Origin of the sequence: Vibrio sp. SG41-7 (genome assembly GCF_014164465.1) — a bacterium.
Lineage (GTDB): Bacteria > Pseudomonadota > Gammaproteobacteria > Enterobacterales > Vibrionaceae > Vibrio > Vibrio splendidus.
On record NZ_JACJFF010000098.1, the window covers coordinates 1 to 17,876 of the forward strand.

The window sequence follows — 17,876 nt, forward strand, 5'->3', positions numbered from 1 at the left end:
CCCTCGAAATCTCGCCGTGGGTTGCCAGAAATTATACGGCTCAAATAAGTATTGGAAAGAGCGGTATGGATACCACAAACGTTCACTCTCAGAAACAGCGATGTATCGAGTTAAACAGTTGCTAGAAGGGCAACTGAGCTTAAGAAATTACAATGCACAGGTAGGTGAAACTTACGCGATGATAAAAGCGTTGAACAAGCTTACTGGGTTAGGTATGCCTGAAACTTGTCGTCTTGACTAAGAAATACGCGAAACGGGGTGGCTCTATCTCTAAATTTAATTACGCAACAAAGCCATTTTTACTACAAAAAATTTTTCAAAATAATTTTATAGTTAATGACGCCTTATATACTACGGCACAGTCCTACTCTCTTAAAAGAAAATGGCCATTCACCTCAAGCTTTGCCTCTCCGACTTCCTTGGAATTAATTATCAATAATTAATTTAAAACGTTATAACATAACAATTAATGTGAGTTCTATTTTATCAATTAGAGATAATCTCGATGAAATGTAATTATTACTTGAAATACCTCAGCATTGCAATTTTGGCTTTGATCTGTATTACCAAGGCTTTTGCTTCGATTCACGTCAAGGACATACTCGGAAGGGAGATAGATTTGGAAAAACCAGCAAGCAATATTTTCCTAGGGTTTTATTTTGAAGACTATCTGGCCATCGTGGGACCAGATGCGTACAAAAAAGTGGCTATTTTCCCAAAAAATTCTTGGAAAGATTACCGTCAATCTCAATGGGCAACATATAAAAAAATCATTCCAGAGTTAGAAACGATTATCGATTCAGGCTCTCTTTACACTGGTACTTTTGATTTCGAGAAACTCTTATTAACTAAGCCAGATGTTGCGCTTATTGCGGCATGGCAATATGAGGCTCTTGATGAAAAAGTTGAAATCCTTGAAAAGAGTGGCATCAAAGTTGTGGTTGTAGACTTCAATGCTCAAACGCTTGAAAAACACGTTGCTAGTGCACGTATTATAGGTCAAGTAATGGGCGCAGAAGAACGCGCAGAGACTATCGCAACAGAATACGAGAGCGCCATTAACCTGGTAAAACAACGTGTTAAGAAACATCTGGAAAACAAAAAAGTACGCAGTGTGTATGTTGAAGCGGGTACAGGTGGGCCGAATGAATACGGTAAATCTTACTCAACGACAATGTGGGGCAACCTTTTGAAAATAGCGGGGGCCGATAATATCGCCAGTGGGATGTTTGAAGGTTCTGCTCAGCTAACGCCCGAATATGTTTTGAGTCAAGATCCAGAGGTAATCTTTATATCCGGAGCCCACTGGGCTAAGCATAGCGACAGCGCACTGCTTGGCTTCGACAGCACAATGGAAGAAGTGCAGGCTAGATACCGCCCATACCTAAACCGTCCTGGATGGAAACAACTCACTGCGGTTCAAAATGGTGACGTTTACGGCATGTACCACTCAGGAACTCGTACTATTTACGATCACGTCTTCTTATTATACCTAGCGAAGTCGATTTACCCAGAAGCATTTAAAGACATTGAACCTAAGACATTACACCAAAATTTTTTTAAGAACTACATGCCGCAAGCGCTCAAAGGCACTTTCATGATTCAGGTGGAAGTAAACCATGAATAAAAGCATTAAAATGACGTCTAACCTTAATTCCAGCGGCGGTATTTATCAACGAATGCAGAAGCAACGGAGTAAGATTTTACTGGTCACCTTTCTGGCGATGAGCCTTTCCGCTTTGTTTGATATTGGTACTGGATCATCGTGGCTCAGTGTTAAGCAAGTTCTTGAAGCTCTCCTTGGTGGCCCCTCTGGTGACAACTTATCAACACTCATCGTCTGGCAACTTCGGCTCCCCATCACTCTCACCTGTATCATGGTTGGTGCCTCACTCGGCCTCGCTGGCGGCCTGATGCAAACCCTGCTAGCCAACCCCCTAGCAAGCCCCTATACCCTTGGCATCTCCGCCGCTGCTGGATTCGGTGCTGCCATGGCTTTATTAACCGGTTTTTCAGTGTTTGGTTTGCATTGGTTAGGCGTGCCGTTTGCCGCGTTTTTGACGTCTGGATTAGCGAGCCTAGCGATCTACCTTATTGGTAAGAGCCGAAATATGGACGCCAAAGTACTCATTTTATCGGGTATTGTCGTTCTGTTCTTTTTCCAAGCTCTCCAGTCATTAATCCAATATTTAGCGTCACCAGAGGTGCTACAACAAATTGTTTTTTGGTTATTTGGCAGTTTGTTGAAAGCGAATTGGTTGTCCTTCTTTGTTTCAGGAGTCGTTTTCATGTTCAGTTTATTCTTTGCGCTGTCGAAAGTGTGGGCACTTACCGCCCTCACTTCGGGCGAAGATCGCGCACTGGCTTTGGGGGTTAAGGCAAGCAAGTTAAGGCTACAAATGTTTCTGCTTTGCTCCTTATTAACTGCGGGCGCAGTGTCGTTTGTCGGAACCATTGGTTTCATTGGCTTAGTAGCCCCTCACCTCGCAAGAATATTAGTCGGCGAAGATCAGCGTTTCTACTTACCTTTGGCCGCATTGATGGGCGCGTTGCTTTTATGTACCTCGTCCCTTGTTGCTAAGTTGATCGTACCAGGCACTATCATTCCAATTGGTATCGTCACCTCCTTGATAGGCGTCCCGATACTTCTTTATTTTCTAATAAGCAGGAAGTTTATCTAATGAAGTCACTTTCAATAGAAAATCTCGCCGTCACCGTAGGAAAAAAACTCGTTTTAGAGAAGGTAGATGCGCACTTTTGGGGCGGAGAATTTTCTGCTATTTTAGGCCCAAATGGTGCAGGAAAGACGACCTTACTCAAGGCCGTCATGGGCATTATTCCTTCTGATGGGAAGGTTAATTCCAGTGGAGGGGACGGAAAAAAGTTAGCACCTAGCGCCTTCTCGTACCTGTGTCAGCTCAACAAATCATCCTGTCAATTAACTGTTTTTGAGTTTGTGTTGCTTGGCTTTGTGCATCAGCTGGGCTGGAATGTCACATTTAAACAAGAACAAAAAGCAGAATCCATCCTTATCTATTTAGGTCTGATAAATCTCGCTCCAAGACAGTTTTCTCAACTCAGTGGCGGTCAGCAACAGCTAGTTTCCTTGGCACAAGCGCTGGTTGCTGAGCCTGATGTCTTGCTTTTAGATGAACCAACAAGTGCCCTAGATCTTAGGCATCAAGTTCAAATTTTAGACCTTGTTCGTCAATATACACGAGCAAGAGATATCATCACCATTGCAGTACTGCATGATCTATCTCTTGCAGCTCGGTACTGCGACCACCTTCTTTTGCTTAGTGATGGCGTAGTACAACACAGTGGTAAACCACAAGACGTGCTCGATTCTGAAAAGCTCAGCCAGATATATCAGGTTCAGGTAAACGTAGGTTGTTGCGTACATGGGCATACTCACGTCACCCCAATTCGAATCCTTGACACTGATTAAAAGCGTAATTGGAATTTATTATGACAATGAATAACAGGCATTATCAATTATTAATCGCTATATCTACATTTGAATCTCAGATCCAAGCTCTGACGCACTACAGTCTTGAAAATTGCGAGTGTTTTGCCCTTTTGCAGGAGAAGCTGGATGAATTATCTTCTTGGATTTTGCAAGAAAACCCTCAGGCCATTAGCAAAGAGTTGGAGGTTACCCCTGAGCATGACCGTCGAATTAAACAACTTCGTGAAACTACCATAAAAGCCTTGTGTATGTTGGAGAAGCATCAATCCCAATGTGCCAGAGAGCATCAGCTCAATCTCAGTGAATATTTATACCAACTGTCTGAAAACACCAAAATTGAACTAAAGAACGCAGGGATTGGAAACAATTCACGAGTGCTGTTTATCGGCTCTGGTTCGTATCCGATTTCTGCATTCACTATATCTCAGTTTACCGGTGCTGTAGTTCATGGCCTCGATATTGATGAGCAAGCAGTGACGATGGCGAATCAACTAGACTTATCTCACTTGTCGACCACTTTTAGCTGCAAAGATCTAATTACTGAGTTCGTCTCTTTTCGACCAACCCATGTCGTAATCGCATCTTTAGTAGAACACAAATGGGAACTACTTAAGCAACTTCAACCCCACCTTAACCGCTCTCACCGTATCTTAGTCCGGTTTGGCAACGGTTTGAAATCCGCATTCAATTACCCTTTTAACCCTAACCTCATTGAAGGATGGGAAACAAAACTGATCCCAAACGATACAGCTATATATGATACCGTTTTGATGGAGCGAGCAGAATGACGGCTTCATTAGGAAAAGTATTAATCGTAGGCACAGGTCCAGCCGCATTTCAGACAGCAAAAATCATTAAAAACCAGTGCGAACAATTAGGGTTAGTAAACCGCTCATCCGAGCGCTGGAAAGCCATGTTCGAAAGTTTACACAACGAAAGTCTTGCACATGTTATTGCTGCAAAACCCTCTTTGGAGCCACTGGCTGGACAAGTGATATTTGATGCTATTTTTGAAGATTTACGAGCAGTAGGTGGAGAATGGGATACATTAGTTATAGTCACACCATCTCATGCTTATGCAGATGTTCTGGTAGCTTTACCCAAATCTTGTTTAAGCACTATAAAAATAGTGGTTCTCATTTCATCCTTATTTGGAGGGCACCAGCTTGTAAAAGGTTTTTTTGCAGAGCTGAGTTTAGCCCCTAATGTGCTAGTGTTTTCCAATTACTTTGCAGCCACTAAATTCATAACTGGACAAGCTGGGGTTCGTGTCATTACAAAAGCAGTAAAAAAACGTATTTATGCATACTCCAGTCAAGCTGAATGTACAGTCTTGAATCTGTTGGCTCAAACTTTAGCAGATGTCAGTGTCGCAGTTGTCGAGTTGGAAAATGGATTTAGCGTCGAGGGACGAAACATTACCTCTTTCGTTCACCCCGCATTTTTCATTACACCATTCTCGCTCAATCATATCTTAAGTGAGACGAGAGAAGTTAAGTACATGTACAAACTTTTCCCTGAGGGGCCGATCACAACCGAAACCATTCACACTTTGGTTGAACTATGGCGCGATATATCAAGATTGATGCTGCACTTTAACGGAACACCATTTAATTTGTTACAATTTCTCAATGATGACAACTACCCTGTGCATCCAGAAACCATTCATCGTAGTCAAATTAAACGATTCATGTCGCTCACACCAATAGAGCAGGAATATTTAGTTTACGTACGATATAGTGCGATTCTGATAGATCCTTTTTCTAAACCGGATACCAATGGATGCTACTTCGACTTCTCTGCCGTGCCCTACACCAAAGGCAAGGTAGAGGAAGGCGAATTGTATTTACCTCGAATACCCAGAGAAGATATACAGACTCTTTACTGGCTTCAAGTATTAGGTATAGAACATGGGATTGCATTACCGAGCATCAACCGTGTATTAGGCATGTTCGAATCTTGGTTAAGAGAGTCTCAACTCCCTAACCTCTTGATTGAAGAATGTCACACTCAAGCGCAAAAATACCTCGAGTGGGTACGCCGAGCAAACGAGCTTTAGAGAGAGACTCATGAGTAACGGTGTAACGTTAGCTATATTTTCTGCTTTTATTTTTAGTGTTATGAACGCACTTATTAAAGCGGCCAGCTTAACGATTCCTAGCTCTGAAATTGTCTTCTTTCGAAGCGCCATAGGAACGGTTCTGATTTCGTGGTTAATGTGGCAAACAAATATCAGGTTTTCTACCGCGGGTATTCCATTGCTTCTGCTCCGAGGTCTGTTTGGAGCGTTTTATCTGCTGGCTTTTGTGTACACCATTGCCCACATGCCTCTAACGGATGCCATCATTTTGGCTTACCTGTCCCCGTTCTTCGTTATATTGCTTTCCAGCCTGATTCTAGGCGAAAAGCTGCCTAGAAAAGCGGCGCTCCTTTTGCCTCTCGTTTTAGTCGGAGTCGCTTTAATTGTTGATCCTTTTAACTTTGACACGTTTAATCTCTACGCACTAGCAGGGATAGCAAGTGCTTTTTTCGCAGCGGCAGCCTCTATTACTATTCGCCACCTAAGCAAGACCCACCATATTTACGAGATTGTTTTCTACTTTCTTTTCACTGCTATGCTGGTATCAGGTTACTTAATGAAAGATGAGTTTGTGATACCACAGGGCCTTGACTGGATTTATCTGATTGCCATTGGTGTTGTATCACTGATTGGGCAAGTTTTTTTAACAAAAGCATTCAGTCATGAAAATGCTGGAGTGGTTGCAGTCACCCGCTATATCGGTCTGGTCTTCAACTTACTTTGGGGGGTTATTTTTTGGCATGAGATTCCAGGCTGGATGACGGCATTAGGCAGCATCACGATTGTATTCGCATGTATATACCTTTCTTTGAAGAAACAATAGCTCACTTTAGTAATTAATGGCTCCTTGTATATAAAACAAGCCCAAATAGATAAACCTTCGTGGTGGTTGATTTAACTGAGTTATCCCACGTAATGAGAAACTTACTGCAAACCTTATACTGTGACTTTATCAACATTAGCGGCAAAATTCAGTGCATCACTACACCTGAGCCAACAGAGTCCGAGTGACAAGGCGATTAAGAATATCCCTAGTTTTGACCCGATCTTAACTGCTTCGATTGTTAGTGAAGTTAGTTCTGGTGAAAAAATTTCAGAATGGTCGGCAGTTTTCGGCATGTTTTAGTCACTGATTGTGAGTACGACGTTAATCGCGCTTTCAAGCCTATGTAATTGAAAAGGTACTTATTGAATACGCAAATGAGTACAATAGCTGATGAAAAACGATGAACTACCCTTACTACAATCTTATTACGTAACAAGTTCATTGAAACCGTGGCTTTGAATAGACACTAAGGAGCGGAATACATCATGGCGCAGGTCGCACAGATGACCTAGAAATAGTTCGGATATATGTTACAACTTGCTTTGCGCCCAGCCATACTGCATCTTCATCAATCTAAAAGGTCATAGAACCACGATTAATGAGTGATTAGTTATATTGATCCCAATTAGTTGTTTTTTTTGAAGAATCTTAGGAATAAGGCTACGAGAGAGAGTGAATGTAGCTGAGCAGATCGTAGGTTCTGAATTTAGTTTCAATGAATGACGCAACAAAACCAGTTTTAATGTGGGTACTTAAGTGACACGGTGTGCCACTTAAGTAATTAAGGTTAAACTCCCTCAAAAACGGGCAGTGCTTCGAACATAACTAATATATTGATCACAATGATGACCACACCGTAAATAAATACACCAACCAACACCAACTCTCCTCCCGGTACTTGGTAAGGCTTTGATTTTTTATGACCTTCTTCATTCTCCTCAAAATTGTGAGAGGTTACTTGCAGCCTCGATTTCCTTGCTAACAAGGCCGGTACTATACATGCCCAAATTGCAGCGGCCGATGCAGCATAACCAATTGCAGCAAGAAAGCCGAAAGGAAAGAGAAGAGAGAAAATCAACGGCGGAATAAATGTGACCGCCCAAGTTTTGGTTCTGCCTTTCGAAGTGGCATCAAATTGGAATAAATCGGCTAAAAAATCGAATACACCCAAGCCAACTCCTATAAAACTCGACAAAATAGCGGCCGCGGAAAAAGCACTAATGATATTTGATAACGTCTCTTCTGCTAAGACTGCTTTTAGGCTAATGAGTAAGGTATCTATATTGCCACCTTCGGCAATGATAGGTCCGAAACTTACTCTTGGTAAGTTCCCATAAATACTCATTAACCAAACGGTATAAGTAAAAAGAGCGATGATCGTTCCACCCATGATGGCTTTTTGTGCGAGCCTTTCCTCACGGTAGTAATCTCGTAATGTTGAGACGCTATGGTGGTACCCAAACGCAGTCAAGGCAATGGGGAAAAAGACCCAAATGTATTGCGCATACTCAAATTTCAAATGAGCAGTATCAAGCAAAGTACTGAGATTAACATTAAACCAAAGGCCTACGGTGCCAAAGCTAAAGCTAATGATCATAAAAAGCATTAGCACAATCGAAATACGGTCGACCATTTTTGTTGAATGCCAAACTAGCCCGGAAAAGATAAAAACGAAAAGGATGGAGGCTAGTTGGGGGGCAATACCAAAATATTCATTCAAAATTAGCCCTGAAGAGGTGATATAGGCATACAGCAAGATCCCCCCAACAAAGTAAATCATTAGGTTATTAAAGAAATTAACCTCTTTACCTAACAAATCTTTCGTTATGGAAGAGAAAGATGACCGGTAAGGGTAATCTTTTAAAACTTCGAGCAATAAACAACCACTGGTTGTCATGATAATCATGGTGAAAATCAAAGCCATTAAAGCCCCGATGGTCCAGACTCCAGCCCCAGCGGCTGGGAGCCCAAGCATACCAGCACCAACGCAAATACATGCGACGATGCAAGCACCTCCAATAAGTGAAGGCGGCTTGGTTGTTATTGCTGGTTTTGCACTGTCCATAACCTGTTTTTTACTATCCATAAGTGGTTACCTTTCATTAGTCCGACATTGCTTTTATGTATGAGCACCACCCCATCCGTTCTATCTAATTCTTCTGAGGGATGACTATTAAAAAGCGTTAGAATCTGAACTCTAGCGCTTAAATATTAGAAAAAAATAATAATTACAGACTAAATTAGGCACATAATCAGACTTAAACAGAATAAAGTTCGTCTTGGTTTTCATCTTAATAAAGGATTATTCCCATGAGCGGGAGAAATCCTGATCTTTAAAGGCTGCTGCAAGGCCTGTGACCTGCTGCAATCGTAAAACCTCATCTTGATCCATCCCAAGTTCGTAACAAATTTTGTTATTCGTCCAACCCATTTCTTTAAGCTGAATGATAAGGTCTGCAGTGAGCTCTACTTGATGGGAGCCTCGCGCAAGGTTATGACGAACAGATGCCGACATACACTTTTCTTCAGGTAAATTAAGTACCACTGCGGGGATATAACCTTTTAAGGCTTGTAACTCTGGGTTATTTAACAGTAATTGATAACGATGGAAGCCATCGATAACGACGTATTTTTTCGCTGCATTCTTTAAACGATTGACCAAAATAGGCATAGTTACGCCATTTTTCTCCATCGACGTTTTTAGGAGGTTACTTTCTGGAGGCGCCATTTTATTCGGGTTGTATTGGTTAGCTTCTATTTCATCAAGTGGAAGCATTTCAACATGACAAGCCGGCGGTAAATCAGGAATAAGCTCGATGAGTATTTTGGCGGCTTTATTATAAATTGCTACCTTATCAATTACTTGTTTGTTTGAGTGATTGATAGATTTCAAAGGCTTCTTGGGACGATGCTGATAAGCTAGAATAGGCTCACTTTTCATTAGTATTACTCTCTTCTCCATAGAGGGCATGGTATTGCTTTGCTAAGGACTTGTTGTACCCAAAAGAGAGTCCTCGGCACCAATAATCATTTTTAATCAGTACTTTACAAATTCTTCTCCAACTAGGAACTTGCTTCCTAGATTCCAATTTACTCTCTGCGTAATCGGGGATGCAGGTCACTCCTTTTTGAGGACCGTTTTTACGCCACCATTGTAAGAATTTAAAAATTCGATCACGATAGTGTTGTTCAACATGTGGCGGCATAGTTTTTAGAAGGTATTTACTGTATTGCCGGTAGCTAAGCCCCGGTGGTAATTCAAAGCGATAATAACCAAGGATACGCCCCTGATTTTTTGAATACCGAGCGCCAAAGTTACAGCCTTCAACTCTGGCTACTAATTTTTGCCAGGTATGAGGCTCCAAAATTTGATATAACCAAAGCCCTTTTCTTTGCTCATCCCCAAAAGGTTGGCAAAGCCGTTGCTGTGAAAGAGGAACGCCAGCCTTATGCATTAAGTCGTAAATACAGTTGTAATCCCAATTGAAGCGCGAGTTAGCGATCCAAATATCTGGAGTTCTCCAATCATAAAGAGGGTAAGCCATGTAGACATCGCTCTGCATTTGAGTCGTCCAATATTTATCATCTAATTTCTTTTTGGCGCGATTTTTAATGGTTTTAAAACGATGTAAAGACTCATCCGCTCGTATACCAATGAGCACAGCAATTGGCGAGTCTTTCTTTTGTTGGTACCAACGAGCAAATTTAAAGACGAAATCCTCAAACTCCATACCTTTTTGAAAAAACGGGAAATACTCCAGATCGGAAATCACGCCTTCATGTTGTGGTATCTCTCTGACCCATTGCGCTTCCTTATCAGGATCCCAACAAAGCCATTTAGGCTGAAATTGTGAAATTGAATTTCTTAAGCTCAGCGGTAAACAAACCCAGTATGGATTTACTTCACCACGAAGTACCATACGCTCAATAAAAGCATGAGTTTCATGGTATTGGGCTTCGAAATCGACAATGAGTACATCAACAGGTAATCGACCACGTTTTTTTGATTCTTGGATAGTTAAATTCAAAAGAACACCAGAATCTTTCCCACCGGAAAACGAGACATAAAAGTGGCTAAAGTTATCGAGAAGGTACAATATTCTTTGGCGCGCTCCTTCGAGCACATTGTAATCCAGCTGAATCTTGTCTCGAGAGAAGGAACCTTTTCTTCTGCCCTTGGTAATCATAGGTCCGCCAACTTAATTAATATTCAAATAAAAATATATAAATTCCGTATCTTTTATAAATTAAATTATTAGTAATTAATTTAATTTTAAGACCAATTTAAAGCCCCAAAGTAAAGGGCCTCTCTTCCGTTTGTGATGTAGGGAAAAGCGGCTTGGCTTACATTAAAAACTGAAGTGAATATTACCTCTTAAACCAACAACCCAGCTGTCATCAGCTTTTGAGTTATTCGGTAAAGAATAAAGATATTGCACATTAGGGGTTAAGGAAATCGGCCCCCAATTCATTCGGTAATAAATTTCTGAGTTATAAGATTCGTCCACTACCCTAGGGCTATTCGGTTTAGCCCAACCAACAGCAACACCAAGCAGACCAGGTCCTACCCCACTATATCCGGTGCCCAACACGACAGAAGATTTGTATAGAGCCTCAGGTCCTTGCGCGACACCGGCTCTGAAAAATGGTATCCATGAGCCCGTTTTATATATGGACGACCAATTTGCGCCATAGTTTTCGCTAGCTTGCTCTTTTCGCCCATCGCTGTGCCAAACGGTTAGGTGTGAATTCTTCAAATAAAAATCGTCTTTCGACTCCACCCAACCTATTTCTAGGGACTTAAAGTATTGATTATCATTAATGAACTGTTCAACACCATCGAAAGGCTTAGTCGAATCAGCTTTTGCATCAGAGAAACTTGCATAAAAATAATAATTTTCCGACATCATATGGCGTAGAACACCGCCGAATGTTGATTCATCTGGGATTGGGATGGAACCTGAACCGGTACTAAACTGTAAGTTAGAAAAACCATAGTAAGGGTTACCCAACTGATAAGTATCAACATAATCAGTCGTATCTAAAAAACCAACCATCATATCGGTAGATTGTTTATTAAAGGTTTGTGTCCAATAAAGATTCGTTAACCTTAAACCTATATCACTAAAAGCAGGTTGGATTAAACCAAACCCTCCGACATTATCCATGACAAACTCAGAGGGCGTACTATCTGTATAACCGTGCTTATGATCGACCCTCAGCTGCAAAGCTCCAGTATCACTCTCTTTTTGATATGCAAGCCAATTTAATGTAATGCGTGCTATGCCAGCCGCTGCGCTGCTCTCCTGATCCGACAAGTTTTCACTCGACGTTAAACCAAACACATAGTAATCCACCGCACCCTTTAGAGCCTTCTCTTCAGCAGCACTCGTCCACGTTGGTGTGATAAAAACGCCAGCACCGACAAGCGTTAACCAAAAACGCTTGGCTTTCTCCGTAAATGGGACTTTATCTCTCATATCAATAACTTCCTGTTGTTGTCATGGGGTTGTACGACTCAGCTCAACTTTATTGTTATTCAGCTAATTATTAATACGGATTTGGAAAATGAATACTTGTAATTAATAAATAATTTAAGTGTTCTGCTTTATTGATTTGTCATAATCATTGGTTAAAATAAAAAATCCCTCAATTTTAAATACCAACATCAAAAAATGAGGTATATACTATTTCTCATTCCTATATGGAGGCAGAAATGGAAAACCAACACACTACAACCACGTTTCAAGCGCTTAAAACCGGTGCAGACGCTTATATTCAACGTCGCAATCAACGTTTACTGGCCAATCACCGCAAAGAGTTGCGTAACTTCACCCGAGCAGAGGCATCAACCTACCTTGGCATTGATGCAAAAACGCTTGATCGGTACGTTACTGCCGCTGAGATAGATCCTCGTCGTCATGAAGACTCCCAATGGTCGATCGATATCGCGGAAATGTACAAGGTACGTAACCTACTGCCAAATAATCTACGTAAAGACGATAAGTTTATACGCAGTGAGCAGCAAAAAACGCAAGTGATGGTTATCCAGAACCAAAAAGGCGGGGTTGGCAAAACCGTTTCTGCCGCAACTATCGCATCAGGTTTAGCGACCGAGTTTCACCAAGAGTACCGTATTGGTTTAATAGATATGGATGGCCAAGCCACACTTTCAATGTATTACGCCCCCGAAGCCGAGCAAGAAGGTAACTTGTCTGTTGGTGATCTGATGATGAAAACCTTCGATCTTGATGAAGGTGAAACCGTTGAACAAGTTATCTCTGAAGCCTTTCTTGAAACGACTATCCCAAACTTACGCATTTTACCTGCAGCACAAAGTGATCGGGCGATGGAAGGTTGGTTTCATGAGCAAGTGTTCGGCCAAACCTTAGCTTCACCTTATTCACTACTAAAAGACATCATAGATAACGTTAAAGACGAGTTCGATATCATCATTATCGATACCCCACCTTCGCTCGGCTATGCGACCTTTAACGCGTATTTTGCCGCAACGAATGTAGTGTTCCCTTTGTCGATTACAGAGAATGACATTGATGCTACCTGCTCTTACTTCAGTTACATTCCACAAGTGTGGGCGCTGTTAGAGAACGCAAACCATGAAGGCTACGACTTCATGAAAATACTACTTACTAACCATCGTGATAGCTCAACCACGACCGAATTAATGAATAACCTGTACGATCAGTTCTCTCCTTACTTGTACTCTAAAGAGTTTAAGCACAGCGAAGCTGTCCGCCAGTCATCTTCCCTACTCTCGACCGTGTTTGACCTGTCCAAAAGTGAATACCCGAAAAGCAAAGCAACCTTCCAAAGCGCGCAACAAAACAGCTATGAAGTGACAAGCCAGATCTTGCGCGATCTTCTCAACGTTTGGCGTGAACAGGAGAACAAATAATGGCGAAAAAACGTGGTGGTAGCCCTCTAGGCAATGCTCCTGGTTCAGCGCAAGCACAACAGTCCGCGGCCAAAGCTAATTTAGACACACTCACAAATCAACTCAGCACTGAGCTAGAAAAAAGTGGGCAAAACGCTGAAGATTACCTTAGAGCGACATTCGGATTAGAGTCCGTTGGTCAAAAAATGGTTTGGCAACTAGCTTCTGGTTCAACAGCGACCTTTAACGAAGTGACATTGTCACACGATCAGGTTAAGCAGAACTCTTTTGTGACTTTTGATGTTAATGGCCGTGACCAATCTTTGCTAACCAAAGAGTCATTGGAAGATTTAAACTCGTTAGAGTTTCAACAGTTTTACCCTGCTGTTGGTCGCGAAATAGATGGTCGTATCGATGTGCTTGATGGCTCTCGCCGCCGTGCTTGGTTCTTATTTCAAGAAGGCCGCGTAAAAACATTTCGAATTCTCGTCACCCAAGACGAACTGTCTACTGCCGATGCCAAAGCACTAGCAAAACAGTTGCAAACCGCAAAAGAGCACAACCAGCGCGAAATTGGATTACAGTGTCAAACTCTCATGAAGAACGGCGAACTCACTCAAGAGGATACGGCAAAAATCTTAAATATAAGCCGCCAAGCAGTAGGTCGAGCGCTAAAAGCAGCCAGTATTGACAGTAAATTGATTGCACTATTCCCTGTCGTTAACGACTTGTCTCATACTGATTATTCACTGCTAGCTAAAGTGATGAAAGCCTTTACCAATGATAATAAAGCTTTGAGTAATTTCATAAAAAAAATAACCAGTAAAGCTGTCAATGCTCAGCCTGAGCAGAGCCAAGAAGACGCCAAAGACGAGCTGATTACTTGCATTAAAACTGAGCTAAAGATTGTTGAAACCAAACAACAATCAGACAAAGCTACCGTGACTTTGTTAGCTGAATTCGACAGCAAAGGTATGTTCGCACGTAAAAGAGTGAAAGGCCGTAACTTCTCATATGAATTTGGGCGATTATCCAAGGATGTTCAAGCTGAACTTGATGAAGCTATCCAATCAATACTAGGTAAACATCAGTAACCCTCTCAAAAAAGGCTCTATTTCCTCGGAGCCTTTCTCCTTCTCTATAATCACTAGAATCCTAAAAAAAATAGGATGACTACAAGCAACACGACTAAGACATTAATAACAAAATAGGTTTGGGGAACTTCATTATTAGACTTAGCATGACTTCATCCTTTATATCCAAAAAAATTGGCTAAGTGCAGAGTGCTTGACTCGAGGTGAGCCAACGTTTAAATGGTAGTTAAAACCTGACACAAAAACCATTAATTTATGGCTAATAAATGAACTCAAAGACCTTGATTTAATCCCACTCTAAAACAATCTATATTTCCGATTCTTGCGCTACAAACTGGGGAAGAAAAGCAAAATAATGCTACTTTCGGGTGAGAACATCGACAAACACACTATCCCAAAATATTTTACGAGGGAAGTGACTAAAAACCGTAGCAAAACCGTCTGAGCGACACTATAAAGCATAGCTGGAAGGCGTAAAGAAGAACCACCGTAACAAACATCAACAACTGATTATTTTCTAGCATTCTCACCCTCCTTTTATTTCCTACTACACTAAGAAAATCATGACCTCATAAGGACGGCTCTTTTGAAGGATTCTATCCTATATAAATAATATAAATCAGTATAAACTAATGATTAAAAACGTTTATTAATATTATTTTTTATTAATAATTCAGAATGTATAACTATAAATTGAAAGGATACGATATGAATACATTCTCAAAAGGAGTCTTGGGGTATGGAGACACTTATATGCCGTTCTTTCCAATCATTTATCTACTTCTGCGACAACGATATCGTTGAGGGTAAAAATGTTCATTGCACCTTTAAAGCCTATAAGGATAAAGACTGGCGTTGGATGCAAATCTACTTAGAAGAAAAAAGAGGTAAAGATCTCACCTTTAGCTTAATATAAAATTTGGACAACGTAAAACTACCTATAGGTAATTGCGTATTGCAAAGAGACGAATCGGGGGCTCAACTCATTCTCAGTAATCAAAAATCATTTTCAATCACCCTGCCTGAAAGCTGCATATTAGAAACTCTGATCCAAAAATAAGAATCTATCTCAACTAAAGAAGAGTTAGTCATTGCTGCGTGGGGTAACCCGGATATCATCGGCCCTAACTCTTTGCCAGTCGCTATTACCAACCTCAGAAAAGTATTAGAACTTGATAGTATAAAAATCGTTAATGTTCCAAGAAAAGGTTACAAGCTACATATCCCTGAGTTTGAAACTTCTCTAGACCCACCCAAACCGATAAAATCACTTCATTCTAACCATTTCAAAAGAACATCCAATAACTACCTAAGACTCTATCAATGGGCTCTTGTTGTCTTATCTTCTACTACCCTCTCTGTACTAATAATCAGCTATTTCTACTTTTGGCACACATTTGACATCGTTAACGTCAATAAGCAATCGAGCCAAATCTGCCTAGCTAAAAAAGATGAACTTAAATTCATCATCTTAGCCTCTCAAAACAACTTAGTTTATCAGCCCCTAAAAAGCTATCACGCTAACCCATAACCCTCATTACTCTCATTACTCTTTAATTTTTCAGAAAAAGAGAAACAGCCCCTTTGCTGTATGCAAAGGGGCACGACTTAAAGTGCAGGTTCAAATGTAGCGTTAAAGTGTCTCAATACCTTAGGCTCATAAGTAAACTTTAAACCTGCAATCGATGAAGCACGTTTCTTTACTTCTTTAAAAGCGGCAATAATATAATCAAGGTGGGCCTGTGTATAGGTTGCTCTGGGAATAGCTAAACGAAACAATTCAGCTGGGCAAGGAAGCTGCTTTCCTGTTTCAGGATCACACCCTAGTAATAAAGAACCGATCTCTGCACCTCGAATTCCTGCCACCTTATAAAGCTCACAAGATAAAGCATGTCCCGGAAACTGTTCTGGTAAAATATTAGGTAATAATGCACCAGCATCAACAAAGGCAGCATGCCCACCCGCTTGCTGGCAACGAACCCCTAACGCTTCTAAGCCATTAACTAAATATTCGACTTGCTGCAAGCGTGACGCTAACCAGTCTTCTTCCATTCCATCATAAAGCCCAACAGCCAAACGTTCCATCGCCCCACCTTCGAGGCCTCCATATGTTGGAAAGCCCTCCAATAACACACATAACGTTTTGCATTCCAACTGCACATCTAAGAAGCTATCGTCTTTGAAAGCGAGTAGCCCCCCAATAGGAACCATTGCATCTTTTTTTGCTGACATAGCAAAAATATCGGCATATTTAAACACTTCTCTAGTGATCTCTTGAATACTCCACTCTGAATAACCTACTTCACGCTGCTTAATAAAATAAGCATTCTCAGCAAAGCGGGCGCAATCCATAACAACAGGGATATCATAAGATTTCGCTAATTCATAAACAGCCTTAAGATTTCCAATAGAAACTGGCTGGCCACCTGCAGAATTGCAAGTAATCGTACTCACAATATAAGGCACGTTTTTAGCTCCAACCTCTTCGATTCCAGCTGCGAGCGCTTTCAAATCAAAGTTACCTTTAAAGTCTGCTTTAATTGTAGTATTAAAAGCTTCAGGTAAAGGCACATTGATCACTCGACAGTTATTGTGTTGGGTGTGCCCTTGTGTAGTATCAAAAAAGTAATTTGAAAATGCAGCCATTTTGTTTCGTTCTAGCCCCTTATCTCGCTCACATTTATTGATCAAAGCGGGGACATACAGCTGTTCAGCTCCCCGCCCTTGGTGTGTGGGGATGGTAAACTTATAACCAAAAATATTTTTGACCGCTTGACTAAGTGTCCTGTAGCTTCGACTGCCACTGTACGACTCATCACCTCTCAACATTGCAGACTGCATGGCTTGCGTCACTGCACCTGTACCACTATCAGTCAGCAAATCGATAAACACATCGTCACTCTCTAATAAAAAAGGGTTGTACCCTGCTTTCATCAGCGCCTGCTCTCGTTCTCGCTCCGTTGTTCTTTTAACTGGTTCAATAACCCTGATTCGATAAGGCTCCGGCAAATAGTGTGAATCCATCGGATGTTCTTGATTATTGCTACTTACTAACATAGGTATTTCTCCAGACATTTTTATTATTAAATGAGCGCTTGGGGAAGGCATAACTAAAACTCTGTAGTCAATACATTTCACCCTGATTAATTACGGATTAAGGCGCTTCTAGCTTTCCTCAATCCAACCTCATTAAAATTAACCCCACAAAATGGGTTTGGATATTAATTTCAGCGTAAATTAACTATTAATAAACAAGATATATTAAGTAAAAAATTGAACTGGAGAGGCCAAAAAATTGCGCTTTCCCAAGAAAGAAAATATTCAAATTCATGCACAATGGGCAAGAAGAAGATTAAAGCTAAGTCATTAATTTTTATTAAAAATAATTAACTTAACAACCACCTACTAAAGTAGGTGGGTTAGTATTACGGACTGAAAGTCCGGATACGGGTCAAAGACCCGTTGTTAGTCGCTTTCAGTTCGGAAGTTATCTTCAACCTTTGGCTCAAAAT

Annotated in this window: 14 protein-coding genes and 3 pseudogenes; 12 read left to right on the forward strand and 5 right to left on the reverse strand. The window is 41.0% G+C overall.

What is annotated here, in order from left to right; translation table 11 throughout:
• The 8 genes and pseudogenes from H5300_RS19980 to H5300_RS28495 all read left to right on the forward strand — a co-directional run.
• A pseudogene (locus H5300_RS19980) lies at positions 1 to 241 on the forward strand (IS5/IS1182 family transposase); the annotation flags it as partial.
• Between the two features lie 378 nt (positions 242 to 619).
• Positions 620 to 1,627 carry an ABC transporter substrate-binding protein gene (locus tag H5300_RS19985; RefSeq protein ID WP_259397810.1) on the forward strand — a complete coding sequence of 336 codons (1,008 nt, stop codon included), beginning with the start codon at positions 620 to 622 and terminating at the stop codon, positions 1,625 to 1,627.
• The gene (locus tag H5300_RS19990) at positions 1,620 to 2,681 is read left to right on the forward strand and encodes an iron ABC transporter permease (protein ID WP_105058910.1); all 1,062 of its coding nucleotides are present in this window, start codon (positions 1,620 to 1,622) and stop codon (positions 2,679 to 2,681) included. The genes H5300_RS19985 and H5300_RS19990 overlap by 8 nt, the downstream gene beginning before the upstream one ends.
• The gene (locus H5300_RS19995; RefSeq protein ID WP_108167747.1) at positions 2,681 to 3,448 is read left to right on the forward strand and encodes an ABC transporter ATP-binding protein; all 768 of its coding nucleotides are present in this window, start codon (positions 2,681 to 2,683) and stop codon (positions 3,446 to 3,448) included. The genes H5300_RS19990 and H5300_RS19995 overlap by 1 nt, the downstream gene beginning before the upstream one ends.
• Positions 3,449 to 3,468: 20 nt before the next feature.
• Positions 3,469 to 4,257 (forward strand): nicotianamine synthase family protein, encoded by a 789-nt coding sequence (locus H5300_RS20000; protein WP_105058908.1) that lies wholly within the window; start codon positions 3,469 to 3,471, stop codon positions 4,255 to 4,257.
• Positions 4,254 to 5,528, forward strand: a complete 1,275-nt coding sequence (locus H5300_RS20005; protein WP_182796692.1) for an opine metallophore biosynthesis dehydrogenase — start codon at positions 4,254 to 4,256, stop codon at positions 5,526 to 5,528. The genes H5300_RS20000 and H5300_RS20005 overlap by 4 nt, the downstream gene beginning before the upstream one ends.
• 10 nt (positions 5,529 to 5,538) lie before the next feature.
• On the forward strand, positions 5,539 to 6,372 hold the full coding sequence (locus H5300_RS20010; protein WP_182796693.1) for a DMT family transporter: 834 nt from the start codon (positions 5,539 to 5,541) through the stop codon (positions 6,370 to 6,372).
• A gap of 77 nt (positions 6,373 to 6,449) precedes the next feature.
• Positions 6,450 to 6,667, forward strand: a pseudogene (locus H5300_RS28495) (IS110 family transposase); the annotation flags it as partial.
• Between the two features lie 495 nt (positions 6,668 to 7,162).
• Here H5300_RS28495 and H5300_RS20015 read toward each other — a convergent pair.
• From H5300_RS20015 to H5300_RS20030, 4 genes are all read right to left on the reverse strand, one after another.
• A complete protein-coding gene (locus H5300_RS20015) occupies positions 7,163 to 8,461 on the reverse strand; it encodes an aromatic amino acid transporter (protein WP_105058904.1) in 1,299 nt (432 codons plus the stop codon).
• A 216-nt stretch (positions 8,462 to 8,677) separates the two neighbouring features.
• Entirely contained in the window at positions 8,678 to 9,316 is a 639-nt protein-coding gene (locus H5300_RS20020; RefSeq protein ID WP_105058903.1) for a ParB/RepB/Spo0J family partition protein, read from the reverse strand.
• Positions 9,306 to 10,562, reverse strand: a complete 1,257-nt coding sequence (locus H5300_RS20025; protein WP_182796694.1) for a phosphoadenosine phosphosulfate reductase — start codon at positions 10,560 to 10,562, stop codon at positions 9,306 to 9,308. Before H5300_RS20025 ends, H5300_RS20020 begins: the two co-directional genes overlap by 11 nt.
• A 162-nt stretch (positions 10,563 to 10,724) precedes the next feature.
• Positions 10,725 to 11,855, reverse strand: a complete 1,131-nt coding sequence (locus H5300_RS20030; protein ID WP_105058901.1) for a carbohydrate porin — start codon at positions 11,853 to 11,855, stop codon at positions 10,725 to 10,727.
• Between the two features lie 236 nt (positions 11,856 to 12,091).
• Here H5300_RS20030 and H5300_RS20035 point away from each other — a divergent pair, with 236 nt between their 5' ends.
• The 4 genes and pseudogenes from H5300_RS20035 (at position 12,092) to H5300_RS20050 (ending at position 15,895) form a co-directional block, all read left to right on the forward strand.
• On the forward strand, positions 12,092 to 13,291 hold the full coding sequence (locus H5300_RS20035; RefSeq protein ID WP_108167740.1) for a ParA family protein: 1,200 nt from the start codon (positions 12,092 to 12,094) through the stop codon (positions 13,289 to 13,291).
• The gene (locus H5300_RS20040) at positions 13,291 to 14,364 is read left to right on the forward strand and encodes a ParB family protein (protein WP_105058899.1); all 1,074 of its coding nucleotides are present in this window, start codon (positions 13,291 to 13,293) and stop codon (positions 14,362 to 14,364) included. The genes H5300_RS20035 and H5300_RS20040 overlap by 1 nt, the downstream gene beginning before the upstream one ends.
• A 739-nt stretch (positions 14,365 to 15,103) precedes the next feature.
• Positions 15,104 to 15,280 (forward strand): hypothetical protein, encoded by a 177-nt coding sequence (locus H5300_RS20045; protein ID WP_170960974.1) that lies wholly within the window; start codon positions 15,104 to 15,106, stop codon positions 15,278 to 15,280.
• A 3-nt stretch (positions 15,281 to 15,283) separates the two neighbouring features.
• A pseudogene (locus tag H5300_RS20050) lies at positions 15,284 to 15,895 on the forward strand (transcriptional regulator).
• 77 nt (positions 15,896 to 15,972) lie between these two features.
• On the opposite strand, the gene tnaA reads toward H5300_RS20050, so the two are convergent.
• Positions 15,973 to 17,388, reverse strand: a complete 1,416-nt coding sequence (gene tnaA, locus H5300_RS20055) for a tryptophanase (RefSeq protein WP_105058898.1) — start codon at positions 17,386 to 17,388, stop codon at positions 15,973 to 15,975.
• Positions 17,389 to 17,876: the final 488 nt, after the last annotated feature.